Origin of the sequence: Rhodopseudomonas rhenobacensis, assembly GCF_014203125.1 — a bacterium.
Taxonomy (GTDB): Bacteria; Pseudomonadota; Alphaproteobacteria; order Rhizobiales; family Xanthobacteraceae; genus Rhodopseudomonas_A; species Rhodopseudomonas_A rhenobacensis.
On record NZ_JACHIH010000011.1, the window covers coordinates 14,755 to 41,355 of the forward strand.

At 65.5% G+C, this 26,601-nt stretch carries 26 protein-coding genes and 1 tRNA gene; 17 read left to right on the forward strand and 10 right to left on the reverse strand.

What is annotated here, in order from left to right:
* Positions 1-178 precede the first annotated feature (178 nt).
* The 5 genes from bchE to HNR60_RS10575 all read left to right on the forward strand — a co-directional run bounded on the left by bchE (position 179) and on the right by HNR60_RS10575 (position 5,345).
* Positions 179-1,852, forward strand: coding sequence for a magnesium-protoporphyrin IX monomethyl ester anaerobic oxidative cyclase (bchE, locus tag HNR60_RS10555; RefSeq protein ID WP_184257162.1), 1,674 nt, complete (start codon positions 179-181; stop codon positions 1,850-1,852).
* Positions 1,824-2,615, forward strand: a complete 792-nt coding sequence (bchJ, locus tag HNR60_RS10560) for a bacteriochlorophyll 4-vinyl reductase (protein ID WP_184257164.1) — start codon at positions 1,824-1,826, stop codon at positions 2,613-2,615. The genes bchE and bchJ overlap by 29 nt, the downstream gene beginning before the upstream one ends.
* Positions 2,616-2,642: 27 nt before the next feature.
* Entirely contained in the window at positions 2,643-3,992 is a 1,350-nt protein-coding gene (gene hemN, locus HNR60_RS10565) for an oxygen-independent coproporphyrinogen III oxidase (protein WP_184257166.1), read from the forward strand.
* A gap of 262 nt (positions 3,993-4,254) precedes the next feature.
* Complete coding sequence (locus HNR60_RS10570) at positions 4,255-4,548, forward strand: preprotein translocase subunit YajC (RefSeq protein ID WP_184257168.1); 294 nt, start codon at positions 4,255-4,257, stop codon at positions 4,546-4,548.
* Between the two features lie 104 nt (positions 4,549-4,652).
* A complete protein-coding gene (locus HNR60_RS10575; RefSeq protein ID WP_184257170.1) occupies positions 4,653-5,345 on the forward strand; it encodes a hypothetical protein in 693 nt (230 codons plus the stop codon).
* 14 nt (positions 5,346-5,359) lie between these two features.
* Here HNR60_RS10575 and HNR60_RS10580 read toward each other — a convergent pair whose 3' ends face one another.
* Positions 5,360-5,635 (reverse strand): metal-sensitive transcriptional regulator, encoded by a 276-nt coding sequence (locus HNR60_RS10580; RefSeq protein WP_011474233.1) that lies wholly within the window; start codon positions 5,633-5,635, stop codon positions 5,360-5,362.
* Positions 5,636-5,683: 48 nt separating this feature from the next.
* On the opposite strand from HNR60_RS10580, the gene HNR60_RS10585 reads away from it, so the two are divergent.
* Positions 5,684-8,386 carry a heavy metal translocating P-type ATPase gene (locus HNR60_RS10585; RefSeq protein ID WP_184257172.1) on the forward strand — a complete coding sequence of 901 codons (2,703 nt, stop codon included), beginning with the start codon at positions 5,684-5,686 and terminating at the stop codon, positions 8,384-8,386.
* 183 nt (positions 8,387-8,569) lie between these two features.
* Positions 8,570-9,160, forward strand: a complete 591-nt coding sequence (locus HNR60_RS10590; RefSeq protein WP_184257174.1) for a hemerythrin domain-containing protein — start codon at positions 8,570-8,572, stop codon at positions 9,158-9,160.
* A 56-nt stretch (positions 9,161-9,216) separates the two neighbouring features.
* On the opposite strand, the gene queD is transcribed toward HNR60_RS10590, so the two are convergent.
* Positions 9,217-9,585: a 6-carboxytetrahydropterin synthase QueD gene (queD, locus tag HNR60_RS10595; protein WP_184257176.1), complete on the reverse strand. Its 369-nt coding sequence runs from the start codon at positions 9,583-9,585 to the stop codon at positions 9,217-9,219.
* A 449-nt stretch (positions 9,586-10,034) separates the two neighbouring features.
* Between queD and HNR60_RS10600 the strand changes: the two genes are divergently transcribed.
* The 4 genes from HNR60_RS10600 (at position 10,035) to HNR60_RS10615 (ending at position 13,443) form a co-directional block, all read left to right on the forward strand.
* Entirely contained in the window at positions 10,035-11,249 is a 1,215-nt protein-coding gene (locus tag HNR60_RS10600; RefSeq protein ID WP_184257178.1) for a GGDEF domain-containing protein, read from the forward strand.
* A gap of 38 nt (positions 11,250-11,287) precedes the next feature.
* Positions 11,288-11,719, forward strand: coding sequence for a GlcG/HbpS family heme-binding protein (locus tag HNR60_RS10605; protein WP_184257180.1), 432 nt, complete (start codon positions 11,288-11,290; stop codon positions 11,717-11,719).
* Between the two features lie 121 nt (positions 11,720-11,840).
* On the forward strand, positions 11,841-12,860 hold the full coding sequence (locus HNR60_RS10610; protein WP_184257182.1) for an aldo/keto reductase: 1,020 nt from the start codon (positions 11,841-11,843) through the stop codon (positions 12,858-12,860).
* A 202-nt stretch (positions 12,861-13,062) separates the two neighbouring features.
* Positions 13,063-13,443, forward strand: coding sequence for a translational machinery protein (locus HNR60_RS10615; RefSeq protein ID WP_184257184.1), 381 nt, complete (start codon positions 13,063-13,065; stop codon positions 13,441-13,443).
* Positions 13,444-13,755: 312 nt separating this feature from the next.
* On the opposite strand, the gene HNR60_RS10620 is transcribed toward HNR60_RS10615, so the two are convergent.
* From HNR60_RS10620 to HNR60_RS10630, 3 genes are read right to left on the reverse strand one after another with little or no spacing between them, the layout of a single operon-like run.
* Positions 13,756-14,433 (reverse strand): ATP-binding cassette domain-containing protein, encoded by a 678-nt coding sequence (locus tag HNR60_RS10620; protein WP_184257187.1) that lies wholly within the window; start codon positions 14,431-14,433, stop codon positions 13,756-13,758.
* The gene (locus HNR60_RS10625; protein ID WP_184257189.1) at positions 14,426-15,652 is read right to left on the reverse strand and encodes an ABC transporter permease; all 1,227 of its coding nucleotides are present in this window, start codon (positions 15,650-15,652) and stop codon (positions 14,426-14,428) included. Before HNR60_RS10625 ends, HNR60_RS10620 begins: the two co-directional genes overlap by 8 nt.
* Positions 15,649-16,935: an efflux RND transporter periplasmic adaptor subunit gene (locus HNR60_RS10630; RefSeq protein WP_184257191.1), complete on the reverse strand. Its 1,287-nt coding sequence runs from the start codon at positions 16,933-16,935 to the stop codon at positions 15,649-15,651. The genes HNR60_RS10625 and HNR60_RS10630 overlap by 4 nt, the downstream gene beginning before the upstream one ends.
* A 225-nt stretch (positions 16,936-17,160) precedes the next feature.
* Between HNR60_RS10630 and HNR60_RS10635 the strand changes: the two genes are divergently transcribed.
* A complete protein-coding gene (locus HNR60_RS10635) occupies positions 17,161-18,144 on the forward strand; it encodes an alpha/beta fold hydrolase (RefSeq protein WP_184257193.1) in 984 nt (327 codons plus the stop codon).
* Here HNR60_RS10635 and HNR60_RS10640 read toward each other — a convergent pair.
* The gene (locus HNR60_RS10640) at positions 18,103-18,291 is read right to left on the reverse strand and encodes a hypothetical protein (protein ID WP_184257195.1); all 189 of its coding nucleotides are present in this window, start codon (positions 18,289-18,291) and stop codon (positions 18,103-18,105) included. The genes HNR60_RS10635 and HNR60_RS10640 overlap by 42 nt on opposite strands.
* A 213-nt stretch (positions 18,292-18,504) precedes the next feature.
* Between HNR60_RS10640 and HNR60_RS10645 the strand changes: the two genes are divergently transcribed.
* Positions 18,505-18,759, forward strand: coding sequence for a hypothetical protein (locus tag HNR60_RS10645; protein WP_184257197.1), 255 nt, complete (start codon positions 18,505-18,507; stop codon positions 18,757-18,759).
* A 92-nt stretch (positions 18,760-18,851) separates the two neighbouring features.
* Complete coding sequence (locus HNR60_RS10650; protein ID WP_184257199.1) at positions 18,852-19,367, forward strand: DUF4112 domain-containing protein; 516 nt, start codon at positions 18,852-18,854, stop codon at positions 19,365-19,367.
* A 19-nt stretch (positions 19,368-19,386) separates the two neighbouring features.
* Here HNR60_RS10650 and HNR60_RS10655 read toward each other — a convergent pair whose 3' ends face one another.
* The 3 genes from HNR60_RS10655 to msrA form a co-directional block, all read right to left on the reverse strand.
* Positions 19,387-19,680, reverse strand: a complete 294-nt coding sequence (locus HNR60_RS10655; RefSeq protein ID WP_184257201.1) for a hypothetical protein — start codon at positions 19,678-19,680, stop codon at positions 19,387-19,389.
* A 266-nt stretch (positions 19,681-19,946) separates the two neighbouring features.
* Positions 19,947-20,360 carry a peptide-methionine (R)-S-oxide reductase MsrB gene (msrB, locus tag HNR60_RS10660; protein ID WP_184257203.1) on the reverse strand — a complete coding sequence of 138 codons (414 nt, stop codon included), beginning with the start codon at positions 20,358-20,360 and terminating at the stop codon, positions 19,947-19,949.
* Positions 20,361-20,382: 22 nt separating this feature from the next.
* Positions 20,383-21,090: a peptide-methionine (S)-S-oxide reductase MsrA gene (gene msrA, locus HNR60_RS10665; RefSeq protein WP_184257205.1), complete on the reverse strand. Its 708-nt coding sequence runs from the start codon at positions 21,088-21,090 to the stop codon at positions 20,383-20,385.
* 244 nt (positions 21,091-21,334) lie between these two features.
* Here msrA and HNR60_RS10670 point away from each other — a divergent pair.
* The 3 genes from HNR60_RS10670 to greA all read left to right on the forward strand — a co-directional run bounded on the left by HNR60_RS10670 (position 21,335) and on the right by greA (position 25,784).
* Positions 21,335-21,409, forward strand: a tRNA-Ala gene (locus tag HNR60_RS10670).
* A 224-nt stretch (positions 21,410-21,633) separates the two neighbouring features.
* Positions 21,634-25,098, forward strand: coding sequence for a carbamoyl-phosphate synthase large subunit (gene carB, locus HNR60_RS10675; RefSeq protein WP_184257207.1), 3,465 nt, complete (start codon positions 21,634-21,636; stop codon positions 25,096-25,098).
* Positions 25,099-25,307: 209 nt separating this feature from the next.
* Positions 25,308-25,784, forward strand: a complete 477-nt coding sequence (gene greA, locus HNR60_RS10680) for a transcription elongation factor GreA (protein ID WP_184257210.1) — start codon at positions 25,308-25,310, stop codon at positions 25,782-25,784.
* A gap of 298 nt (positions 25,785-26,082) precedes the next feature.
* On the opposite strand, the gene HNR60_RS10685 is transcribed toward greA, so the two are convergent.
* A complete protein-coding gene (locus HNR60_RS10685) occupies positions 26,083-26,559 on the reverse strand; it encodes an Lrp/AsnC family transcriptional regulator (protein ID WP_184257212.1) in 477 nt (158 codons plus the stop codon).
* Positions 26,560-26,601 lie beyond the last annotated feature (42 nt).

Sequence of the window (26,601 nt, forward strand, 5' to 3'; positions counted from 1 at the left end):
GTCATCATCGGTGATGAGGTGCAGCGACGCTGCCGTGCAAGCGGGCGACGCCGAGACCATCGCAAAGCATCGATCGCGCAGGGCAAATTCAATACTCGTGCACCAGTCGTTTGATCTGAGTCAAACTTAACTGACAGCCAATATGTCATGCTTTCTTGACAATGACGGGAGAGAGTCAGTGCGCATTATTCTCATTCATCCGAACTACCATTCTGGCGGCGCCGAAATCGCAGGAAACTGGCCGCCGGCATGGGCGGCCTATCTCGCCGGCGCACTGAAGTCGAATGGCTTCACCGACCTCCTCTTCATCGACGCGATGACCGAGAACATCTCCGACGACGACCTCAAGGCGCTCATCGCCAAAGAGAAACCCGACCTGGTCGGCTGCACCTCGATCACCCCGTCGATCTACAAGGCCGAACGCACGCTGCAGATCGCCAAGGAGGCGCATCCCGACTGCGTCACCATGCTGGGCGGCGTGCACGCCACCTTCATGTTCCAGCAGGTGCTGACCGAAGCGCCGTGGGTCGACGTCGTGGTGCGCGGCGAAGGCGAAGAGATTCTCGTCGAGCTGGCGCGCGCGGTGGAGAGCGGCCAGTGGCCGGCCAATCGCAACGACATCAAGGGCATCGCCTTCACCGACCAGACCGCGGACGGCACCCAGGTGGTCGCCACCGCGGCCGCGCCCACCATCAAGGACCTCGACGGCATCAGCCCGGACTGGGGCATCCTGAAGTGGGACATGTACAAGTACATCCCGATGAACACCCGGGTCGCGATCCCCAACATGGCGCGCGGCTGCCCGTTCACCTGTTCGTTCTGCTCGCAGTGGAAATTCTGGCGCGACTACCGGGTCCGCGACCCCAAGAAGGTGGTCGACGAGATCGAGGAGTTGGTCACCAAGTACCAGGTCGGTTTCTTCATTCTTGCCGACGAAGAGCCCACCATCAACCGCAAGAAGTTCATCCAGTTCTGCGAAGAGCTGATCGCCCGCGGCCTGAACAAGAAGGTGCAGTGGGGCATCAACACCCGCGTCACCGACATTCTGCGCGACGAGAAGCTGTTGAAATTCTACAACGAGGCGGGCCTGATGCACGTCTCGCTCGGCACCGAAGCCGCGGCCCAGCTCAAGCTCGATCTGTTCAACAAAGAAACCAAGATCTCCGACAACAAGAAGGCGATCCGGTTGCTGCGTGAAGCGGGCATCGTCTGCGAAGCCCAGTTCATCGTCGGCCTCGATTCCGAGACCCCCGAGACGCTGGAAGAAACCTATCGCATGGCGATGGACTGGAAGCCCGACCTCGCCAACTGGTCGATGTACACGCCGTGGCCGTTCACGCCGCTGTTCAAGGAACTGAGCGACAAGGTCGAGGTGTTCGACTTCGACAAGTACAACTTCGTCACCCCGATCCTGAAGCCGGCGGCGATGGAGCGCGGCGAGCTGCTCGACCGGGTGATGAACAACTATCGCCGGTTCTACATGTACAAGGCGTTCTTCTCCTATCCGTGGTCGGGCACCGGGCGGCGCCGCCGCTACCTGCTGGGCTGCCTGAAAGCATTCCTGAAGGCCGGCTTCGAACGCAAGTTCTATGATCTCGGCCGGGTCGGCTATTGGGGGCCGCAGTCGAAGAAGAAGGTCGACTTCCACTTCGACAACACGCGCTCGAAGGCGTTCGGCCAGACCGCGGATTGGGAAGCCAACGCCGATCGGTCGCGCAAGGCCAACACCCCCGCCATCGTCTCCGCCTGCGGCGGCGGCACCGAGCAGATGGCGGAAGACGCCGAATGCGCCGCTCTGCAAGCCAAGGTCATGGACAAAGCCGATGGCGCCGGCGCAGTCAGCCGCCATTAAACCCGCCGTCGTACCGGCTTCGCCGCATGGAGATCATGCGGCGAAGATCGGTCCGAATGCGGTGATCCAACTGATCCAGGCGCTGACCGCGGCTGGACTTGACGACGCGGCGAAACAGATCTTCGCCGCGGCGGGCGCCAGCGACTGGCTGGCGCGGCCGCCCGGCGAAATGGTCGACGAACGCCCGGTGGCGGCGATCCATCAGGCGGTGCGCCGGCTGCTGCCGCCCGACCAGGCGATTGCGGTTTTAACGGATGCGGGACTGCGGACCGGCGACTATATCCTCGCCAACCGCATTCCGAAGTTCGCGCAGGTGATCCTGAAGCTGCTGCCGGCGCCGCTCGCGGCCCGGATGCTGGTCAAGGCGATCACGGCGCATTCCTGGACCTTCGCAGGTTCGGGGCGGTTTTCCGGCCAGGTAGGCCGCAACGTGGTATTCGAGATCGCCGGCAATCCGATTTGTGCCGGCGAGCACGCTGAGAGCCTGGTCTGCGTCTGGCACGCGGCAGTGTTTCAGCGGCTGTTTCAGGTTCTGGTGTCGCCGAAGTCCCGCGCCTTCGAGATCGCCTGCGGGGCTCATGGCGACGCCGCTTGCCGCTTCGTGGTCGACTGGAAGGCCGTCCCGGAGCGATCCTGCGCCAAGGCCGCCGCAAGTGGCGCAGCTCCCTCGACTTGCTGCGGCTGTTGCGCCGAATCTGCCGAACCTGTTTCGCCCGACAGCGGCCCCAGCGCCGGACATGTCATTTCGTCGAAAGCCCATTGATCGCGGGCGAGTTGAGAGACACATCAGATGACATCTGCTTTGGAAAAATACGCCAAAAGTTCGGTGCCGCGCTACACCAGCTACCCGACCGCACCGCATTTCGCCGCGGAGTTTCCGGAATCGATCTATCGCGGCTGGCTGGCGCAGCTCGACCTCGACGAGCCGATCTCGCTGTATCTGCACGTGCCGTTCTGCAAGCAGATGTGCTGGTACTGCGGCTGCAACATGAAGCTCGCCGCGCGCTACGAGCCGGTGGCGACCTATCTGCAGCATCTGTTGGATGAAATCGACCTGGTGGCCGGTGCGATGCCGGGCCGGATGCCGGTCGGCCATGTGCATTTTGGCGGCGGCACCCCCACGGTGCTGGAGCCCGACGATCTCGGCGCGGTGATGGCGCTGATCTCCGATCGCTTCCGCCTGGTCGACGGCGCCGAGCTCGCGATCGAAAGCGATCCGCGCACCTTGACCGACGCCATGGTCGACAAGATCGGCGCCATCGGCTTCACCCGCGCCAGCTTCGGCGTGCAGGAGTTCGACCCCAAGGTGCAGGCCGCGATCAACCGGATCCAGCCGCCGGAGATGGTCAAGCACGCGATGGATCGGTTCCGCGCGGTCGGCGTCAACAGGCTCAATTTCGACCTGATCTACGGGCTGCCCTACCAGACCGCCGAGGATCTGCGCCGCACCGTTGAACAATGCGTCGAGATGCGGCCGGACCGCGTCGCGCTGTTCGGCTACGCGCATGTGCCGTGGGTCGCCAAGAACCAGCGTATGATTCCCGACGAATCGCTGCCGCAGCCGGCGCAGCGCGCCGAACAGGCCCGCGCGGCCGCCGACGCCTTGGTCAAGGGCGGCTATGTGCGGATCGGCATCGACCATTTCGCGTTGCCTGGCGATTCGCTCGCGGTCGCCGCCGCGACCGGCGAACTGCACCGCAACTTCCAGGGCTACACCCCCGACGCCTCGCCGACCCTGATCGGCATCGGCGCCACCTCGATCGGCCGCACGCCGTCGGGCTATGTGCAGAACATCAGCGAGACCGGCGCCTATATGCGCGCGGTCGAAGCCGGCAAGCTGCCGATCGCCCGCGGCCATGCCTTCAAGGGCCAGGACGACCTGCGCGCCCACGTCATCGAGCGGATCATGTGCGACGGCAAGGTCGACCTCAACGCCGTGGGCCGGATCTTCGGCGCCGCCGAGGAATGGTACGACGGCGAACGCGAGGCGATCGCAGAACTCCAGAAGGACGGCGTGCTGACCTATGCCGACGGCGCGCTCACGCTCACCCCCGCCGGCGAGCCGCTGGCGCGCGTGGTCGCCGCGGTGTTTGACACTTATTTACGCAACTCCTCGGTCCGCCATTCGATCGCGGTCTGAACTCCACAATCATTTCGCAGCCCTGGGACAACTACCAGGACCGGCCGAGATATCGAAGAAGCCGCCGAATTTCGGCGGCTTTTTTGATTCACCTCAAGCCGTTTTGCGACTTTCGGCGCGATATGTTGTTGGCGGTAATATTGAGCCTCCGAAAGTCGAATTGCCTCTGGAACGCGCAGCCGCATTTTGCAGCAGGGGAACGTTAAGCCCGGCCGGATAACCATCCCGGTTTGCCGATGTGGCCAGACCATCGAGGTTGAACATGACGACCAAGATCAAAGTCACGGATGAAATGCTCGCCAAGGCGATGGCCGCCTATCGCGGCAGCGGCGGCACCGACGATGCCTGCCTGCGCGCCGCGCTGGAAGCCGCGCTGTCGCAGGAGACGTTCTCAGTCGGCGATCAGGTGACCTGCGTCCATGGCAGCGTCACCGGGATCATCCTGTCGATCGTCGGCGACGAAGCGCTGATCTCGTGGTCATGCCGCGGCAAGTCGACCGCCAAACTCGCCACCCTCGACCACGCCGACGAACTCCGGGTGCAGCCCGCCGCCTGATTAGCGGCACCGCGCCGCCGCCCCGAATTCCGTGGAACCCGGCAATCCGGGGGTGACAACCGGCGAATATCAGGCAGACTCCCGACATTGTTCGGGGTGCGCCGGTGACTGACACCAACAAACTCGTCCTGCTGCTCGCTGCCGGGCTCGGCGCCGTCGCGCAGCCCGCGGCGGCGCATGCGCAGTGGTGGTCGCGCGCGCCGGTCGACTACGAGGACTGCGCCGAGCGCGCCGAAAAAACTGCGGCCAGCAAAGAGGCCCGCGCCGAACTATTGAGCCAGTGCGAGGCGAAGTTCGCCGGACGCCGTAAGCCCGGCGGCGGCTACACCTACTACGACTTCATGCAGGACAGGCATTTCGACATCGCCGGCCCCAATCCGACGACCGAAGAGCAACGCCAGTTCGACCAGCACTACACCGCGTTCCTCGACGAGCAGCGGCGCAACATTATCGCCGCGGCGTTCGCCCAAAGGCAGCGCGAATTGACCGAGGCGGAGCGGGCCCGCAAGCCGGCGCCGCAACCACAAGGCGGCAAGCCGCCTCCCCGGTTGGCCTCGGCCAGTGCTACGCCCGATGCGAGGCGCCCGACCGCACCGCGGCCGGCCAAATCGACGGCGTCGCCGCCGCGCCCGACGATCGGCATTGGGAGCGGCAGCGCGGCAGCATCGCGCGGCCAGCGCAGCGCCTGCGGCGATAACGCGCTGTCCTGCGGCTGGTCGCAACTCGCCGCCGGCGTCTCCAGCCTGAAGAAGTCGCTGTTCGGCCCGCCGCCGAAGAAGACCAAGCGTAGTTCGTAAAACGCCTTCGGCGCTCAGCGATCGGCGCGGCCGATCACCGCCATCAGTTCGAGGATTTTCTGCCGCTGGTCGGCCTTGTCGCCGCTGGCGATGGCGTGCTCGACGCAATGCGAGACATGATCCTTCAAAATCTCTTCCTCGAGCCGGCGCAGCGCCGCGCGCACCGCCGAGATCTGGGTGACGATATCGATGCAGTAGCGATCGTCGTCGACCATCTTCGCCAGTCCGCGGACCTGACCCTCGATTCTGCTGAGGCGTTTTTGGCACGATGCCTTGATGTCTTTGCGCATTCCGTCTATATACCCCCATAGGGTATCAGTTGCAAGGACGAGACGGCGATGACCAAGGCAAACGACGGCGCCAACGAACAGGCTCGCGGCTGTTGTGGCAAACCCAAGGCAGAGGTCGATGCGGCCACCACGCATCAGCCTGACGCGTCATCGCGCGCGGACCTCGTGCAACTCACCGACCTCTCGCAACTGCGCCGCGACGCGTCCGCGAAAGCGATCGATCCGGTCTGCGGCATGAGCGTCGACACCACCGCCGGCAAGCCGACGTTCGATTATCACGGCGCCACCTATCACTTCTGCTGCAACGGCTGCCGGAGCAAGTTCGCCGCCGATCCGGAGAGCTATCTGGCGAAATCGCGCGACAAGGCCGCGGCCTCGTCCTGCTGCGGCGGCGCGCATGATCATTCGAGCCACGATCACGCCGGCCACGACCACGCGCATCATGCGGCGCCGGCCGCGAGCCTCGCGATCGACCCGGTGTGCGGCATGAGCGTCGACAGCAATGCCGGCAAGCCGACGTTCGACTATCACGGCATCACCTATCACTTCTGCTGCAACGGCTGCCGCAGCAAATTCGCCGCCGATCCGGAGAGCTATCTCGACAAATCCAAAGCTAAGCCGCAGCCTGAAGTGCCGGAAGGCACCATCTACACCTGCCCGATGGACCCGCAGATCCGCCAGGTCGGTCCCGGCACTTGCCCGATCTGCGGCATGGCGCTGGAGCCCGAACTGGTTTCGCTCGACGACGCGCCGAACGCCGAACTGGTCGACATGACGCGGCGGTTCTGGATCGGTCTTGCGCTCGCGTTGCCCGTTGTGGTGCTGGAAATGGGCGGCCATCTCGCCGGCGCGCATAATTGGGTCGACCCGACGCTGTCGAACTGGATTCAGTTTGCGCTGGCAACGCCCGTGGTGCTGTGGGCCGGCTGGCCGTTCTTCGTGCGCGGCGTGCAGTCGCTGATCACCCGCAACCTCAACATGTTCACGCTGGTCGCGATGGGCACCGGCGTGGCCTATCTCTACAGTCTGGTCGGCACGCTGCTGCCGCAGGTGTTTCCCGCCGCGTTCCGCAGCCATGGCGGCGCGGTGCCGGTGTATTTCGAGGCCGCCGCGGTGATCACCGTGCTGGTGCTGCTCGGCCAGGTGCTGGAGCTGCGCGCCCGCGAGGCCACCTCCGGCGCGATCAAGGCGCTGCTCGGTCTCGCACCGCGCACCGCGCGCCGCATCGACGACGCCGGCCTCGACCACGAGGTCGAGATCGACGCGCTCGCGGTCGGCGACAAGATTCGCGTCCGGCCCGGTGAGAAAGTCGCGGTCGACGGCGTGATCCTGGAAGGCCGCGCCACGCTCGACGAATCGCTGGTCACCGGCGAATCGCTGCCGGTGACGCGCGAGCCGGGCGACAAGGTGATCGCCGGCACGCTCAGCCAGTCCGGCGGCTTCGTGATGCGCGCCGAACAGGTCGGCCGCGACACCGTGCTGTCGCGCATCGTGCAGATGGTGGCGCAGGCGCAGCGCTCGCGCGCGCCGATCCAGCGTGTCGCCGATCAGGTCGCCGGCTGGTTCGTGCCTATGGTGATCGCGGTGGCGATCACCGCGTTCTTCGCCTGGGTGGCGTTCGGCCCCGAGCCGCGGCTGACCTACGCGCTGGTTGCCGCGGTCAGCGTGCTGATCATCGCCTGCCCGTGCGCGCTCGGGCTCGCCACGCCGATGTCGATCATGGTCGGCGTCGGCCGCGGCGCCCAGGCCGGCGTGCTGATCCGCAACGCCGAAGCGCTGGAGCGGATGGAGAAGGTCGACACCTTGGTGATCGACAAGACCGGCACGTTGACCGAAGGCAAGCCGAGCGTGGTGGCGATCGTCGCCGCGGAAGGCTTTGACGAAGCCACCGTCCTGCGGCTCGCCGCCAGCGTCGAGCGCGCCAGTGAGCACCCGCTGGCCGACGCGATTTTGCGCGCCGCCAAGGAACGCCAACTCGAGCTGTCCAAGGTCGATGATTTCACCGCGCCGAGCGGCAAGGGCGCCACCGGCAAAGTCGACGGCAACACCGTGCTGCTCGGCAATGCCGCGCTGCTGAGCGCGGCCGGCGTCGACAGCAGCGCGCTGGATGCCCGCGCCGAGCAGTTGCGCGGTGACGGCGCCACCGTGATCGGCATGGCGATCGACGGCCGATTGGCCGGGCTGTTCGCGATCGCCGATCCGATCAAGCCCTCGACGCCGGACGCGTTGAAGGCGATGGCCGCCGAAGGCATCAAGGTGATCATGCTGACCGGCGACAACCGCACCACCGCGCAGGCGGTGGCGCGCAAGCTCGGCATCGCCGAGGTCGAATCCGAAGTGCTGCCGGAGCAGAAGAGCGCGGTGGTCGACAAGCTGCGTAAAGCCGGGCGAATCGTCGCGATGGCCGGCGACGGCGTCAACGACGCCCCGGCCCTCGCCGCGGCCGACGTCGGCATCGCGATGGGCACCGGAACCGACGTGGCGATGGAAAGCGCCGGCATCACCCTGGTCAAGGGCGACCTCGGCGGCATCGTCCGCGCGCGCAAGCTGTCGCAGGCGACGATGCGCAATATCAGACAGAATCTGTTCTTCGCTTTCGTCTACAATGGCGCCGGGATTCCGATCGCCGCGGGCATTCTCTATCCGACGTTCGGGCTGTTGCTGTCGCCGATCATCGCCGCCGCGGCGATGTCGCTATCGTCGGTGAGCGTGATCGGCAACGCCTTGCGGCTCCGCGCCACGCGGCTGTGAGCAGACACGTAGCATCCTGCTCAGCGCTCTGCTGCGCTGCAAATCGGTTTTGATTTATCGCAAGGATCAGAGCCGGTTTGGCACTATCTTGCATGCGACCCGGCCAATGATGTGCATGGTCCGGTCAAATCTGCCATTATCGCATTCTCTTTCATCAGACAGCTGCTAAGTCGAGGTCGGTCGATGTCCAAAATGATCGAAATTCTGCAGGAAGAGCATCGCAACATCTCACGGCTGCTCAACGTGCTGGAGCAGGAGCTGAAGGTGTTCGATCGCCGCGAGCGGCCGGATTATGAGATCTTTCAGGCGATCATCCAGTATTTCCAGGAATTCCCCGATCGCTGCCACCACCCCAAAGAAGACGTGGTGTTCGAGATTCTGAAACAGCGCAGCCCGGCGGTGACCGCCGCGGTCGGCGACATTCAGTCCGACCATCGGCTCGAGGCCGAGCGGCTGCGCCGGTTCTCGCAGATGGTCGACGACATTCTCGCCGACCAGGAGATTCCGCGGCAGACCGTCCACATCGCCGCGGAGGATTTCATAGATCACCAGCGCCGCCACATGGCCAAGGAAGAGAACCTGCTGTTCCCGGCCGCGCTCGACACCTTGACGCCGGCCGACTGGGCGAAGATCGACGCCCGGGTCGACGACCGCAAGGATCCGATGTTCGACGGCGCGGTCGAGAGCCGCTTCCAGAATCTCTACAGCACGATTCTGCGCTGGGAGAAGGAAACCGAAGAGCAGCGGCTGAAGATGAGCCCGGCGCAGGGCTGACCCAAGCAAACGGCGTCGCCCTGGCGACGCCGCTATTCAGCGCGCGGCGAAAGCGCTCAGGCCGACGCCGCGTCGCCGTCGTATTCCGCCCAGCAATCGGCGGTTTCGAACACTTTGACCTGCGACAATTGCGGCAGCGCCGGCTTGATCCGCTGCCAGATCCACAGCGCGATGTTCTCCGCGGTCGGATTCTCCAGCCCGCTCACCTCGTTCAGGCAATAATGGTCGAGGCTCTTCAACACCGGGCCGAACGCCGCTTCGATGTCGAAGAAATCCACCACGAAGCCGCTATGGGGATCGACCGGACCCTGCAACTGCAGCTCGACCCGGTAGGAATGGCCGTGCATGCGGTGGCAGCGGTGCGTCGCCGGGACATGTGGCAGACGGTGGGCAGCTTCGAAGCTGAAGGCTTGGGTGATTTTCATCGAATTCCGGGGGTGTTGGACGCCGCCGACGGCGGGCGGCGTTGCGGCGCGGACCCTATCGGAGTGGGCGACGGTTTTGAAGCCCGCCGCGACGCAACGCACCCCGCCGCTGCATGCTCCACGCCGCGGCGCGAGATCGGTTCCGGCGGCAAGCGCGACCGCAGCGCGCCGACAATTCGCCGTTGGTTCCGAACCCTCGTAGTGGTGCGAGGAACTTCAGTTGCCGCAGGGTTAGCGCCGGCTTAAGGCCAGCAAACACGACTTTGAGTTGCGTAACGATTCCAACGCGTCGGATTCATTGATTCAAAACCACCCCAGTAATTGTACAGGGGCTGGTGAGACTCCCTTAAAGCCTTCACCTGCACCCTCCGCGAGTTCCGGGGGTGGGTGAGAATGACTATACGCAGCAACACAATCGAGGCGATCACGGCGCGCGCAGGAGCACGACGATGTTGAGCGTCCCGACACTGTGGCTGGTCGTCATCGGCAACTTCATCGCGCTGGGTCTGGTGTGGACCTATGTGATGCGCAGCTACCCGAACTTCGTCGCGGCGCCGTATTGGACCGCGGCGGCCTTCGTGGCAGCCTTGGCGGCGGCCACCGCGCTGTTGCGGAGCGTCATCGACTCGCCGCTGCCGCAAATCATCGGCAGTGCCATGATGATCATGGCCTGCTGCCTCGGCAGCATGGGGATGGATCGCTTTTTCGGCCGTCCCGCGCTGTGGCGGTTGAGCTTGAGCGTGGTCGGCCTGAGCGTGATGGCGTTCAGCTATTTCAGCTTCGTTGATGTCAGCATCCCGATGCGCATCGTGGTGTACTCGATCGGCGAGGCGGTGCCGATCATGCTGTCGCTGCGGCATCTGGTGTGGCGACAGGACAAGCAGCAACACCACCCCGGCTCCCGGATGACCGCCGCCGTCGCCGCCGCGATCGTCGTGGTGCTGATCGTGCGCTCGATCGCGGCGCTGACCGGGATCGGCGGCGAACTCAGGGTGTTGCACTTCAACCCGCTGCAGGCCTTCATGGTGCTGCTGTTGGTGTTCCTGTCGATGATGTGGTGCTTCGGCTTCCTGCTGATGACGATCGATCGGCTGCGCGCCGAGGTGGCGAAGCTGGCGATGCTCGACGATCTCACCGGCGCCGCCAACCGCCGCCAGCTGTTGCAGCGCCTCGAAGAGGAATGCGCGTTGTCACGGCGCACCGCCGGTCCGTTCGCGCTGCTGGCAATCGACCTCGACGGCTTCAAGGCGATCAACGACAGCTACGGCCACGCCACCGGCGACGCCTGCCTGCGCGACTTTACCCGCACCGCGCAAAGCTGCCTGCGTTCCGGCGATCTGTTGGCGCGGATCGGCGGCGACGAGTTCTCGGTGCTGCTGCCGGCGACCACGCTGCGCGAGGGCGCGATGATCGCCCGCCGGCTGCTGGAGGCATGCCGGGGCACCGGACAGGGAACGGCGATCACGGTCTCGGTGTCGATCGGCGTCGCACAATGGACCAAGCTGGTCGGCGCCGATGCCGAGCGGCTGATCGCGGCGGCCGACCATGCGCTCTACGCCGCCAAAAAGTCTGGCAAAAACCGCCATGCCGTCTATGAACCGGCATCGGAACAGCCGGCCGCCTCGGAGCTTGAGGACATGCCGCTGCTCCGCCAGACCGCTTAGATCGCGGCGACCTCGCCCGCGCCCGCCAAGGAAACCCCATGACCGACCTCACGCTGGACCTCGCCCGCACGATCCTCGACGCCGCGCTCGCCAAGGCCGGCGAGAAGAAGCTGAAGCCGCTTGCGGTGTTCGTGCTCGACGCCCGCGGCTGCATCAAGGCTTCGGCGGCGCAGGACGGCACCAGCCTGCTGCGCGGCGAGATCGCCCACGGCAAGGCCTATGGCGCGCTGTCGCTCGGCATGGGCTCGCGCGCGATCTTCCAGCGCGCCCAGGAGCAGGCCTATTTCGTCAGCGCGGTGAACACGCTGGCGCGCGGCGCGCTGGTCCCGGTGCCGGGCGGCGTGCTGATCCAGGATGCCGCCGGCGCGTTGCTCGGCGCGGTCGGCATCAGCGGCGATACCTCCGACAACGACGAAGCCTGCGCGATCGCCGGCATCGAGGCGGCCGGGCTGAAAGCCAACGCCGGATAGGCGCCACTGGTTTCGGACGCCGCGCGCAACCGGCTTTTTCGCATTGACGCATTGCTTTGACGGCCCGGATGGCAGGCGCTATGCGGGACGGATCGCACTGCCTGTGATCGGAAACATGACCATGGACTATCGCCAACTCGGCCGCAGCGGCCTGAAGATTTCTCCCTTGTGTCTCGGCACCATGATGTTCGGTGGCGCCACCGACGAGCCGACCGCGGTGCGGATCATCGACAAGGCGCGCGGCGCCGGCATCAATTTCATCGACACCGCCGACGCCTATTCCAGCGGTGCCGCCGAGGCCATCGTCGGCCGCGCCATTGCCAAGCATCGGCAGCATTGGGTGCTGGCGTCGAAACTCGCCAACCCGATGGGCGAAGGACCGAACCGCGGCGGGCTGTCGCGACGCTGGGTGATGCAGGAGGTCGAGGACAGCCTGAAGCGGCTCGGCACCGACCATCTCGATATCTATTACTTGCACAAGGAGGATCACACCACGCCGCTGCACGAAACCGTGCGGGCGATGGGCGATCTGATCCGCGACGGCAAGATCCGTTACTTCGGCGTGTCGAACTATCGCGCCTGGCGGATCGCCGAGATCTGCAACATCTGCGACCGGCTCGGCATCGACCGCCCGGTGGTCAGCCAACCCTACTACAACGCGATGAACCGGATGCCCGAGGTCGAGCAGATGCCGGCCTGCGACTTCTACGGTCTCGGCGTGGTGCCCTACAGCCCGCTGGCGCGCGGCGTGCTCACCGGCAAGTACGCGCCCGACGCCGCCCCCGACAAGGACAGCCGCGCCGGCCGCCACGATATCCGCATGATGCAGACCGAATGGCGCCCGGAATCGCTGGAGCTGGCGCAGCAGATCCGCCGCCACGCCGAAGCCCGCGGCATCACCGCCGGTGAGTTCGCGGTGGCCTGGGTGCTGAACAGCGGCTTCGTCAGTTCGGTGATCGCCGGTCCGCGCACCGAGCCGCAATGGGACGCTTATCTCAAGGCGCTGAACTATCGCTTCACCGCCGAGGACGAAGCTTTGATCGACAATCTGGTCGCTCCCGGCCATCCCTCGACGCCGGGCTACAACGACCCGGCCTATCCGATCGAAGGCCGCCGCGCCCGCACGGCTGGTAGTATTTAACCACTTCGCCGTGCAGCGGCGCGCGTGACAATCGACGGTTGATTGGCTAAGGCTCTAGCCCCGGAAATCCGTTTGGTTTCCGGGGCCTCTTCATGTCTCGAACGCAAATCAATCGGCACGAGCGCCTTGCTGGGCCGCTCTGCTCCGCAGCCTGCGACGCCTCCGCGCTCGCCGTCCCGGCTGCGTCAGAAAGGATAACTCCATGACCGCCCACCATTTCCACGCCGTGATCTGGATCGACCACCGCGAAGCGCGGGTGTTCCATTTCAACCCGACCGAGGTCGAAAAGCTGGTGATCCATCCGGATCATCCGACCAAGCACGTGCACCAGCAGTCCAGCAAAGACGAGCACGCCTATTTCCACGCCACCGCCGAGGCGATCGCCGACGCCGGCGCGGTGCTGGTGGTCGGCCCGGCGCACACCAAGACCGACTTCGTGAAGTACTTCGAACAGCACCATCCGAAGCTGAAGAGCATCATCGCCGGCGTCGAGACCGTCGACCATCCGAGCGACGGCCAGGTGGTCGCCTTCGCCCGCAAATATCTCAAGGTCACCGACCGGGTCACCCCGCAGATCGTGTGATCCTCGTGGCCCGGACGCGGGGTGGCGCGCCAGCTCCGCCCCGCGAGCCGGGACCATTCCGAACGCCGCGTTCCGTAACGGCCCCGGCTCTGCGGCGCACCACGCCGCAAGGGCGGCGCGCTGCGCCGCGTCCGGGCACGCTTCTTCACCTCTCCCACTGGGAGAGGTCGGCGCGAAGCGCCGGGTGAGGGGTTTCGCCCTCTCGATAGACCGTCCCCCCTCACCCCAGCCCTCTCCCCATGGGAGAGGGAGCAGGCCGTAATCGCGGCAGCGCTCAAACACACCTCTCCGTCAACGCTACGCAGTCGGCCCTCACGCCACCCTGCCGTCGACCACGGTCACGATGCGGTCGCAGCGCTTGGCGAGGTCGTCATTGTGGGTGACGATCAGAAACGTGGTGCCGCGCTCGCGGTTGATCTGCCGCATCAGTTCGAACACCGCATCCGCCGACTTGGTGTCGAGATTGCCGGTCGGCTCGTCCGCCAGCACCAGATCGGGGTCCATCGCCAGCGCACGCGCGATGGCGACGCGCTGCTGCTGGCCGCCGGACATGTTGGTGGCGTTGTTGTCGCGCCAGCGGCTGAGGCCCACACGATCCAGCAATTGCTCGGCGCGCGCGCGCATTTCGGCGTCGGGATGGCCCTTGTCGACCAGCATCGGCATCATCACGTTCTCGCAGGCGGTGAACGCCGAGATCAGATAGTGATACTGGAAGATGAAGCCGATGGTCTGGCCGCGTAGCTGGGTCAGCGCCGCGTCGCCGAGCGTAGCCGTATCGACGCCGTCGATCGCCAGCAGTCCCGAGGTCGGCCGGTCGAGCAGCCCGATGATGTTCAACAGCGTGCTCTTGCCGGAGCCGGACGGCCCCATCAGCGCCAGGAAATCGCCGGACTGCATCGCAAGATCAATGCCGTGCAGCACCTCGGTCTCGACCGCGGTGCCGACATTGTAGGACTTCCTGATCTGCTCGAGCTTGAGAACTTCAGCCACGGATCGCCACCACCGGATCGAGATTGGCCGCGCGCAGCGCCGGCGCGATCGCCGCCACCACGCCGGTGAGCGTCGCCAGCCCCGACGCCATCACGAACAACTGGGTTTCCAAAATCAGCGGAAACAATTCGCTGCCGTCGACCTGGCGGGCATAGCGGTGCCAGACGATCAGCGCGAAGGCGCCGAGCGCCGAGCCGATCAGCGCGCCGAGGAAGCCGAGAATGCCGCCCTGGATCAGGAACACGCGCAGGATCTGCTCGCGCTTGGTGCCCATCGCGCGCAAAATGCCGATGTCCTTGGAGCGCTGGATCACCGAGACGATCAGCACCGCGGCGATGCCGAACGCCACCGACAGCCCGACGAAAGCGCGGATCAGCGTGTTGGAATTCTGCTGCGCCTGCACCGCGGTGAAGAACTGCGCGTTGGTCTTGATCCAGCTGTCGGCCTGCACCGGCAGCATCGCGGCGATTTCCCGGGCGATGGTTTCGGCGGCGTAGATGTCGGTCACGGTGAGGTCGATCGACGTCACCCCGCCGATCAGCCCGAGCAGGCTTTGCGCGGTGCGCAGCGCCACGAAGGTGGAGCGCTGGTTGGCGCCCTTGTTGCCGAGATCGAAGATGCCGTTGATGGTGAGGATGCGGTTGCCGCCCATCGCGGTGGTGACGTTGATCTTGTCGCCGAGCGAGGCGCCGAGGTCCTTGGCCAGCTCGGTTCCGATCAGGATGCCCTCGCTGGTGATCTGGCTGCCGCCGGCGACGATGTAGTCCGGCACCCGCACGATGCGGAAATACACCTCGGGCTCGATGCCGGTCAGCGTGATCGCCCGGTTGGTGTCGCCGCGCAGCGCCAGCCCGGAGCCGGAGACGGTCGGCGCCACGGTGACGATGTCGGGGCGGTTCTGCATCTCGACGCGGATCTTCGGCCACTGGTCGATCGACAGCACGCGCTGGGTCGGCCGCTGCACGATCGCCGCCTCGATGGTGCCTTTGTCGGTGCGCAAAGGCCGCGCCACCTGGTCGGGCGGGATCAGCTGGATCTGCGGCTGCGAGGTCAGCACCCGCTTGATGAAATTGGCCTGCAGCCCGGCCAGCATCGCCGACATGAACACGATGACGCCGACGCCAATGGCGATGCCGGCGAGGATCACCAACGTCTGCATCAGCCCTTCGAGCAGAAAGCGCACCGCCGCGATCCACTCGAACGGCAGCCAGCTCTTCATGGCAGCACGGCCCGGATGCGCTGCCCGGCCTTCACGCCGGACGTCAGCGGCACCACCAGATCGCCGGGCAGCACACCGTCCAGCACTTCGAACTGCCCGGTGCCGCGTAAGCCGAGCCGGACCGGCTGCTGCTGGGCACGGCCGAGACTGGCCTTCAGCACCCACGGCGTCCCGGAGGCTGGATCATGCACCGCGCGCGCGGGGACCACCACGGCGTTGTCGCGCCGCGCGATCTCGACGTCGACCGAGACCGTCATGTCCTGCCGCAGATAGTCCGGCGGGTCCTGCACCAAGAGCTTGATCTGCACCGAGGCGCGGTTGATGTCGACCGAGGGATTGATGTAGCTGATCACCGCGACGAAGCGCTGGTCGGGATAGGCGTCGGCCGAGGCCAGCGCCTTTTGCCCCAGCGTCAACAGCCCGAGGTTCTTCTCGTCGATCTGCACCACCACCTGGATGTCGCCCTTCGGCGCCAGCACCAGCATCGCCTTGCCGGGCTGCGCCACCATGCCGCGCTCGACGTTGCGGGTGATCAGCACGCCATCGCGCGGCGCCACGATGGTCGCGTAGCCGAGCCTCGCGCGCGCGGTGTTGAGATTGGCGCGGGCCTGGGCGAGCTGGGTCTCCGCCATCACGTAGTCGCTGCCGACCGGGCTCGAGGTGAACACCTGCAGCTCCGCGGTGCGCACCTGGGTGCGGGCGACGTCGAGATTCTTGGTGGCGTCGTCGAGCGTGGCGCGGGTGCCGTAGCCGCTTCCGGCGAGCTTCGAGGCCCGATCATAGGCGGCTTGCGCGTTGAGCAGATTGGCCTGCGCCTGCATCAGCGCCTGATCGGCGGCGGGCTTGGTGAGTTCGCGCAATTGCCGGACCCGTGCCTCGGCCTGCGCCACCGCGCCTTCGTTCTGAATGACGGCGGCCTGCAATTCCGAGGCCTCGATCACCACCAGCTTCTGGCCCTGCTTGACCTGCTCGCCCTCCTGCACCAGCACGTCCTCGACGGTGCCGGTGATCTGGCTGGCGATCTCCACCCGATACGGCGTCTCGATATGGCCGCTCGCCACCACGGTCTGCACCAGGTCGCCGCGCACGACCTGCGCCACCACCACTTCGGGGCCGAGCACGAGGCGCAGCGCGCCGAGCAATGCTGCGCCGAATACCAGGATCAGCGCCGTCACCGACCATTTGTGCTGCCAGCCGACCGAGAGCGTACGCGCCAGCCGGCCGGGCGCGGCGGGCGGCTTGGCCTCGGGCGAAGCGCTGGGCTTGTCTGTGGTCATGTCCATGCGGCGGTCCGCCATCGTCAGATCAGCGGGATAGCGCCGAACCGCCGGATCGCCTTTGCGAAGGATCAATGAGTTGATTGCAAAGAAGTATTTGTGAACATTCGGTCATGTGAGCAAGACCGCACAGTCGGCCTGGCAACCATGGTCCAATTGGCGGCGGGGGCGATCTCGGCAAAGCTGACGCGGTGTTCGACCAAGCAGGCTGCACGGGAGCGGAGTGATCTGATGTTGTCGGTGATAGTCGCCGTCGTCGCGCTGGCCGCGGCCACGCTCGCCGTCTCATGGGCCCTGACCCGAATCATCGAAGCCCGCAACCCGCCGCGCGGCCGCTTCGTCGACGTCGACGGCGTCCGGCTGCACGTCGTCGAGCTGCCGTCGCGCGACGGCGACCCCGACGCGCCGACGGCCTTGCTGCTGCACGGCGCCAATCTCTGCCTCGACGACATGCAGATGGCGCTGGCCGGCGTGTTGTCGAAACGGATGCGGGTGATCATCCCGGACCGGCCGGGGCAAGGTTTTAGCGAACCGGGACCGGGGCCGGTCGCGGCGGCGGAATATCAGGTGCAGCTATTGCGCGGCCTGGTGCAGCAACTCGGCGCCGGGCCGCTGGTGGTGGTCGGGCATTCGTTCGGCGGGCTGATCGCGCTGCGCTACGCGCTCGACGATCCCGACGGCGTCGCCGGCCTGGTGCTGATCAACCCGACCACGCATCCGCGGCCCGAAGGGCTGCCCTGGTTTCAGCGCCTCGCCGGGGTGCTGATCGGCCCGCTCGCCACCTATACGCTGCTGCTGCCGCTGTCGTTGGCGATGCTGCCCCGGCTCACGCAGCGGATGTTCCGGCCGGAACCGGCGCCGGCGGATTATGCCGCGCGCAGCCGGCTCACGCTCGGGCTGACGCCGCGGCGGTTCTCCTCGAGCCTGCGCGAATACTCCGAGCTGCGCGACCAGCTGATCGCGCTGGTGCCGCGCTATCGCGCGATCGCCACGCCGACCGTGATCGTCGCCGGCTTTGCCGACCCGGTAGTGCCGCCGAACATCCACGCCGAAGCGCTCGCCGCGCAGATGCCGCAGGCGCAGCTGGTGCATCTCGCCGGCGCCGGCCATATGGCGCATCACGCCCATGCCACGGCGATCGGCTACGAGGTGCTGCGGCTCGGCCTCGCGCGCTCAGAGCCGGTCGACTCTGAGAAAGAATGCCCAGACCAGTGACAACACCGCCGGCACGCCGACCCACGACGGATGCTGGCACAGCACGTCGCCGTAGCGGCAGATATCATTGGACCACGGCAACGCGCTGTTGCCGGCGCCGAAAAACACCCCGGCTGCAACAGCCAAAATCAAAGCTACCAGGAACATCGCAGTGCCTCCCATCAGCCAATGCTGCGAGCCTCGCCGGCAGATTTGAATCGCGGGTGAATCCGATCGTCTAAAATCGGGGGTATCGGCGAATTTTTCAACCTGGGGTGCGTGCTGCGGACCCGCGCCGGCAACTCGGCGTTACCGCCAAGCGTTCGGCGAATGTGTTACATTGCCGCCGATTCATCCTTTGTGCAGAACCGGAGCCTCCTGGTGACATCTCTCAAGCTCGTCGGCGCCGTGGCGCTGCTCTCCGTTGCGATCGCGACCCCGGCGCTCGCCGGCTCCCATAAACATGCGCGGCATCACCGGCATCATCATCACGCCCAGGACTACTACAGCCACAATTACGGCCCGGGGATCTGGCCGGAGCCGTTCGCCTATTACGACGGTCCGCTCCGCGCGCTGTGCAAGCAGAGCGCCGCCGCCTATCGCGGCCAGGACGGCCGGCGCCATCCCTGCAATTAGCTGCAAGCAGTTTCGCGTCGGGCGAGCGCGCCTCCGCGGCACAAAACGCTGCGCCGCGACGCAACTTGCGGCCGCCTTCGCGGTTGATCAGCATGACCATGCACCAGCAGAGCTATTCGGGTCCCACGGCGAACGCGCGGCGCAAGTCGCGGGCGCCGATCATCGATCAGGACGGCCGCGAAATCCCGCGGGATACGCTGCGGCGGGCGCCGTTCGACGATGGCGGGTTTGATTTTCAAAGCTGGCGCGGCAACGGCTTTTCGCCGCTGTCGCGGGCGCAACGGCTGGCGCGGCTGGAGGCGCTGGCCAAGCTGCTCGACGTCGCCTTTATCCTGCCGGGCACCAAGATCCGGTACGGCCTCGACGGGCTGATCGGACTGCTCCCGGTGGTCGGCGACGTGATCACCACGGCGATCTCGCTGTGGATCGTGCGGGAAGCGCGCGAACTCGGCGCCCCCTGGCACATCACCGCGCGGATGCTCGGCAATGTGGCACTCGACGGCGCAGTCGGCGTGGTGCCTTTGCTCGGCGACGCCTTCGACGTCATGTTCCGCGCCAACGTCCGCAACATGCGGCTATTGCGACGTTGGATCGACAAGCAGCGCTAACTGCGCTGCACCGGGCGTCTTACGCGGCGTCCTGATCGGCATCGGCGGCGGCGGCAGGTTCTTCCACCACGACACGGCGCTCCAACGGAAACGCTTCGCTCTCATACAGCGAGCGAATGCCGCTCTGATCGAAGCGGGCTTCTTCAACCTGAAGATAAGCGCCATTCAGCGAATCCGCCGGCAGCTGTTCGATCGCGAACTGCACCGCAGCGGCGGCGGTGTCGAAGCGGCGATAGGCGAAGCCGGCGCGCTTCTTCTTGCGGATCGCCGCCGGGAACAGCTCAGCGGCGGTGTTGTAGTTGAATGCAGCCATGGTCAGTGACCCCTCTCTCACGATGGAAATGACGACCCGGTTATGCAAGGTCAGCGGACCGAAGGCGGTCTAACGAGATCATTTCTGGACAGGTCTCTAATATAGGCGCGTTGCGCGGAAATGCTATTCCTGCGAGGGCGGATGATGAATCGTCCCCTGACGCCGCGCCGGCTCGATTAGCCGTTTGATTTCAGCGCCATGGGTCTTGGCCGCGCAGCTTTGCGACGCCCGGCTAAGACGAATATCCGATTAAATACGGTTGCGGTCTATTTTGGCTGCAACTTAAGCGCGGCGGAATTAATACAATAGCGCAGGCCGGTCGGCCCCGGGCCGTCCTCGAACACGTGGCCGAGATGGCCGGAACATTGCGAGCACAACACTTCGGTGCGGACCATGGCGTGGCTGACGTCGCGTTCCTCGTCGACGTGATCAGCCGCCGCCGGCGCGGTGAAGCTCGGCCAGCCGCAGCCGGAGTCGAATTTCGCATCGGACTCGAACAGCGTCTGGCCGCAGCCGGCGCAGACATAGGTGCCCTTGGTCTTGTCATGCTCGTAGTCGCCGGAGAATGGCCGCTCGGTCGCCTTCTCGCGCAACACCGCGTATTGCATCGGCGTGAGCTCGTTGCGCCACTCGGCGTCGGGCTTGACGATCTTGGCGGTCTTGGTGGTGGTGTCTGACATTCGATCCTCCTGTGGCGGCCGATCAGTTGGTGACCTTGGCGGTGCTCACCAGCGTCGGCTTCTCAACGTATCGTTGTGCGAAAAGCTTCTTCAGGTTCTCGACCTTCGGCAGATCGTTGTACGCAATATAGGGCTGGTTCGGGTGCAGCGTCAGGTAGTCCTGATGATAGGCCTCCGCCGGATAGAAGGCCTCGAGCGCGCCGATCTTGGTGACGATCGGCTTCTTGAACAGCTTGCCGGCGTCGAGCTGGGCGATATAGGCCTCGGCGATCTGCTTCTGCTCGTCGTTGCTGGTGAAGATCGCCGAGCGATATTGCGTGCCGCTATCCGGCCCCTGCCGGTTGAGCTCAGTCGGATCGTGCGCCACCGAGAAGAAGATCTGCAGGATCTGGCCGTAGCTGATCTGCTTCGGATCGTATTTGATCTCGACCGCTTCGGCGTGGCCGGTCATGCCGGTCGACACCGCGGTGTAGTTGGCGGTCATCTTGCCGCCGCCGGCATAGCCGGAGACCGCGTTGAGCACGCCGGCGGTGTGTTGAAACACCCCCTGCACGCCCCAGAAGCAGCCGCCCGCGATCACCGCGGTCTGCACGCCATCCTTGGACTGCACATCCACCGCGGGCGGCGGGATCACCACGGCCTCCTCGGAGGCTTGCGCAAAACCGAACGACCACACCGCCAAGGCACCTGCGGCGGCGCCCAAGATCAGCCGGGTGAAGGGAGAACGCATGGGGGCTTCCTCGAGTTTCTGGGCCACGTCGGGCCGCGACACCGAAGATACGCAACGTCTCCGCGGTTGTTACGGCCAAAGCCACACAAGTCCGTGATCGGCGACGAGCCTGACCATGGCCGCACCCGCCTGCGGCTTCACCGGCTACGGTTCGCGCCGACGTCGGCTGGTGCGGGACTGCCCAATTAGGGTTAATCCGGGGTGGGGGCTTTATCACCGCGCTGTGAAGCGTATGGATATCGACGGCCCGGTGGCGGAAGATCAACGCAGGAGCTGTGCAAGGCTCCTTATCCTGGTTCAAGTCCAGGCCGGGCCTCCAATCCCCACCTCTCGCAGCAGCTTCCGTCTACGGAGCCGCCCAGGCAAAGAAGACGGTGCCAAATTGCCGGTTGAGGGGCACCTTATAGGACTTTCCCGGCTGCGGAATCTGGTCTAAAGACAGCCCGCGCGCAAGGGAAGCCTGGCGCCTGACAGTCAAGGGACGCGCGGCTGCGCGCCCTTTTTTTGTGCCCGGATTTCCGCCCGTCGCGCTAGCGAGACCGAATGCCCAAACGTACTGATATATCGACGATTCTCATCATCGGCGCCGGCCCGATCGTGATCGGCCAGGCCTGCGAATTCGACTATTCCGGCACCCAGGCCGTGAAGACGCTGAAGGACGAGGGCTACCGCATCGTCCTGGTCAATTCCAATCCGGCCACCATCATGACCGACCCGGAATTGGCGGACGCGACCTACATCGAGCCGATCACGCCGGAGATCGTCGCCAAGATCATCGAGAAGGAACGCCACGTCATTCCCGGCGGCTTCGCGCTCTTGCCGACGATGGGCGGGCAGACCGCGCTGAACTGCGCGCTCTCCTTGCGCAAGCAGGGCACGCTGGAGAAATTCGACGTCGAGATGATCGGCGCCACCGCCGACGCCATCGACAAGGCCGAGGATCGCCAGCTGTTCCGCGAGGCGATGACCAAGATCGGGCTGGAGACGCCGAAGTCGCGGCTCGCCAACGCCACCGCCTTGAAGAAGGCCTATCGCGAGAAATATCTCGAAGACCGCGCCAAGCTCTCCGGCGAGGCTTTGATCGCGTTCGAGCGGCAATGGGTGCTTGGCGAGAACGACCGCCGCAAGCGCTATCAGGAACAGGCGCTGGGTTCGGCGCTGATGGCGTTGTCCGAGATCGGCCTGCCGGCGATCATCCGGCCGTCGTTCACGATGGGCGGCACCGGCGGCGGCATCGCCTACAACAAGGAAGAATTCCTCGACATCATCGAGCGCGGGCTCGACGCCTCGCCGACCAATGAAGTGCTCATCGAAGAATCCGTGCTCGGCTGGAAAGAGTACGAGATGGAGGTGGTGCGCGACAAGAACGACAACTGCATCATCGTCTGCTCGATCGAGAACCTCGATCCGATGGGCGTGCACACCGGCGATTCCATCACCGTGGCCCCTGCCCTGACGCTGACGGACAAAGAATACCAGATCATGCGCGACGCCTCATTGGCGGTGCTGCGCGAGATCGGCGTCGAGACCGGCGGCTCCAACGTGCAGTTCGGCGTCAACCCGGTCGACGGCCGCATGGTCGTGATCGAAATGAATCCGCGGGTGTCGCGTTCTTCGGCTTTGGCGTCGAAAGCCACCGGCTTTCCGATCGCCAAGGTCGCCGCCAAGCTCGCGGTCGGCTACACGCTCGACGAGATCGCCAACGACATCACCGGCGGCGCGACGCCGGCGTCGTTCGAGCCGACCATCGATTACGTCGTCACCAAGATTCCGCGCTTTGCGTTCGAGAAATTCCCCGGCGCCTCGACCACGCTGACCACCTCGATGAAGTCGGTCGGCGAAGTGATGGCGATCGGCCGCACCTTCCAAGAATCGTTGCAGAAGGCGTTGCGCGGGTTGGAAACCGGCCTCACCGGGCTCGACGAGATCGAGATCGAGGGGCTCGGCCGCAGCGACGACAAGAACGCGATCCGCGCAGCCCTCGGCACGCCGACGCCGGACCGGCTGTTGCAGGTCGCGCAGGCGATGCGGCTCGGCTGGACCGACGAGGAGATCTTCACCTCCTGCAAGATCGATCCCTGGTTCCTGTCGGAATTGCGCGGCATCGTCGACATGGAAGCCAAGGTGAAGGCGAGCGGCCTGCCCGGCAACGCCTTCGGCATGCGCACGCTGAAATCGATGGGCTTCTCCGACGCCCGCCTCGCGGTGCTGGCCAAGACCACCGAAGCCGATGTCAGAGCGCAGCGCCACGCGCTCGGCGTCCGCCCGGTGTTCAAGCGCATCGACACCTGCGCGGCGGAATTCGCCTCGCCCACCGCCTATATGTACTCGACCTACGAGTCACCGTTCGCAGGCTCCCCCGCCGACGAAAGCGCGCCGTCCGACAAGAAGAAGGTGATCATCCTCGGCGGCGGTCCGAACCGCATCGGCCAGGGCATCGAGTTCGATTACTGCTGCTGCCACGCCTGCTTCGCGCTGCACGACGCCGGCTATGAATCGATCATGATCAACTGCAACCCGGAAACCGTGTCGACCGACTACGACACCGCGGACCGGCTGTACTTCGAGCCCTTGACCGCCGAGGACGTGCTGGAGATCATCGACGTCGAGCGCAAGAACGGCACGCTGCACGGCGTCATCGTGCAGTTCGGCGGCCAGACCCCGCTGAAGCTGGCGCGCGCGCTGGAAGCCGCCAATGTGCCGATCCTCGGCACCTCGCCGGACGCCATCGACCTGGCCGAAGACCGCGACCGCTTCAAACGCGTGCTCGACAAGTTGAAGCTGAAGCAGCCGAAGAACGGCATCGCCTATTCGGTCGAGCAGGCGCGCCTGGTCGCCGCCGAACTCGGCCTGCCGCTGGTGGTGCGACCGTCCTACGTGCTGGGCGGCCGCGCCATGCAGATCATCCGCGAGGAGAGCCAGCTCGGCGACTACCTGCTCGGCACCCTGCCCGAGCTGGTGCCCGCCGACGTCAAGGCGCGCTATCCGAACGACAAGACCGGGCAGATCAACACCGTGCTCGGCACCAATCCCTTGTTGTTCGACCGCTATCTGTCCGACGCCATCGAGATCGACGTCGACTGCCTGTGCGACGGCCGCGACACCTTCATCGTCGGCATCATGGAGCATATCGAAGAGGCCGGCATCCACTCCGGCGACTCGGCCTGCTCGCTGCCGCCGCATTCGCTCGACGCCCCGATGATCGCCGAACTGGAGCGGCAGACCCGCGACATGGCGCTCGGGCTCGACGTGGTCGGGCTGATGAACGTGCAGTTCGCCATCAAGGACGGCGACATCTACGTGCTCGAGGTCAACCCGCGCGCCTCGCGCACCGTGCCGTTCGTCGCCAAGGTTGTCGGCATTCCGGTCGCCAAGCTCGCCGCAAGGATCATGGCCGGCGAAAAGCTCGCCGACCTCAAGCTGCAGAAGCGCAAGCTCGACCATGTCGGTGTCAAGGAATCGGTGTTTCCGTTCGCCCGCTTCCCCGGCGTCGACACCGTGCTCGGCCCGGAGATGCGCTCCACCGGCGAGGTGATGGGGATCGACCGCTCGTTCGAGATCGCCTTCGCCAAGAGCCAGCTCGGCGGCGGCACCCGCGTGCCGCGCAAGGGCACGGTGTTCGTCTCGGTCCGCGAGGGCGACAAGACCCGCATCCTGGAGGCCGTGAAACTGTTGTGTTCGCTCGGCTTCAAGGTGCTGGCGACGTCCGGCACGCAGCGCTTCCTCGCCGACAACGGGGTGCCGGCCGAGAAGGTCAACAAGGTGCTGGAGGGCCGGCCGCACATCGTCGACGCCATCACCAATGGCGAGATCCAGCTGGTGTTCAACACCACCGAAGGCCCTCAGGCGCTGGCCGACAGCCGCTCGCTCCGGCGCGCTGCCCTCTTGCATAAAGTTCCGTATTACACCACTCTTTCGGGCGCGGTTGCGGCCGCGCAGGGCATCCGGGCCTACCTTGGTGGGGACCTTGAGGTCCGGACGCTGCAGAGTTATTTTTCCGACACCTGATCGGCCGGGCCGGACGGGCCGGCACTGACGGGCAATACTCCGGCTGGGCGGGAACCCGTCCGCCGCAGGAATGTTCTGCTTCGGCGCTTGCGGTCACCCCCCGGATCGCGGTGAGATGGCGCAAGCCGGATCAGGTCACCAGACCGATAACCGTTTCGTGTGAGCCACATTCCGTGACACGTGACGAACACGTTGAAGGACGAAGATCGATGATGGAAAAGGTACCAATGACCGCGGGCGGTTATGCCGCCCTCGAAGTCGAGTTGAAGCAGCGCCAGTCGGTGGATCGTCCGCGAATCATCGAGCACATCGCCGAGGCGCGCTCGCATGGCGACCTTTCGGAAAATGCCGAGTATCACGCCGCCAAGGAAGAACAGTCCCACAACGAGGGCCGCATCGCGGAGCTCGAGGACAAGCTGGCGCGCGCCGACATCATCGACATCAGCAAGCTCTCGGGCGACACCATCAAGTTCGGCGCCACCGTGACCCTGGTCGACGAGGACACCGAGAAGAAGGCGGTGTGGCAGATCGTCGGCGAGCCGGAAGCCGACGCCAAGAAGGGCCGCATCTCGATCACCTCGCCCTTGGCGCGTGCGCTGATCGGCAAGAAGAAGGGCGCCTCCGTCGAGGTCGTCGCGCCGGGCGGCGCCAAGGCCTACGAGATCACCAAGGTCGAGTGGCGCTGAGTCTCGCGCGTCGACGTTTTCCCGACGCGTTTCAGTTATGACGAGCATTCGAGGGCCGCAGCGATGCGGCCCTTTTTGTTTGTGCGGAAATGTTGACCGGCGTGGATCGCTGCGCCGCACGAAGGGAGAGTCATTCCGGGGCGCGAGAGCGCAAGCTCGAGCGAACCCGGAATCTCGCCACGCGCGCGATCCTCCCTCCGCGCAGCAAGATTCCGGGTTCGCTCGCCCAAAAGGGCTCGCGCCCCGGAATGACCAGCCGCGGATTGACGAGCCGCGATTAAGAATTTCGCCGCCAAAGCTAACTCAGCTTCAATTCCAGCGGCACCGCGGCGGCGTATTTCGAGTTGCGCAGCACCAGCGAGGTGCGGACGTTGCGGACGTGCGGCGCGGCGGTGAGATGCGCGACGAAATGCTGGAACGTCGCCATGTCGGGCGCGACGCATTTCAAAATGAAATCCACCTCGCCGGACAGCATCCAGCATTCGCGCACCAAGGGCTGATTGCGGACGAACTCCTCGAAGCCGCGCAGATCGGCTTCGGCCTGGCTCGACAGATGCACCGAGGCAAACACCGTCACATCAAAGCCCAGCCGCCCGGGATCGAGCAGCCCGCGATAGCCCTGGATGTAGCCTTCCTCTTCCAGCGTCCGCACCCGCCGCAGACAGGGTGGCGGCGAAATGCCGACCCGCTTGGCCAGTTCGACGTTGGTGATCCGGCCGTCAGCCTGGATCTCACCGAGGATCTTCAGATCGATCTCATCAAGGTTCTTGGACACGCGCTTGCATTCCCGGTCGGCCCGCGAGGGGGGTAAATCGGC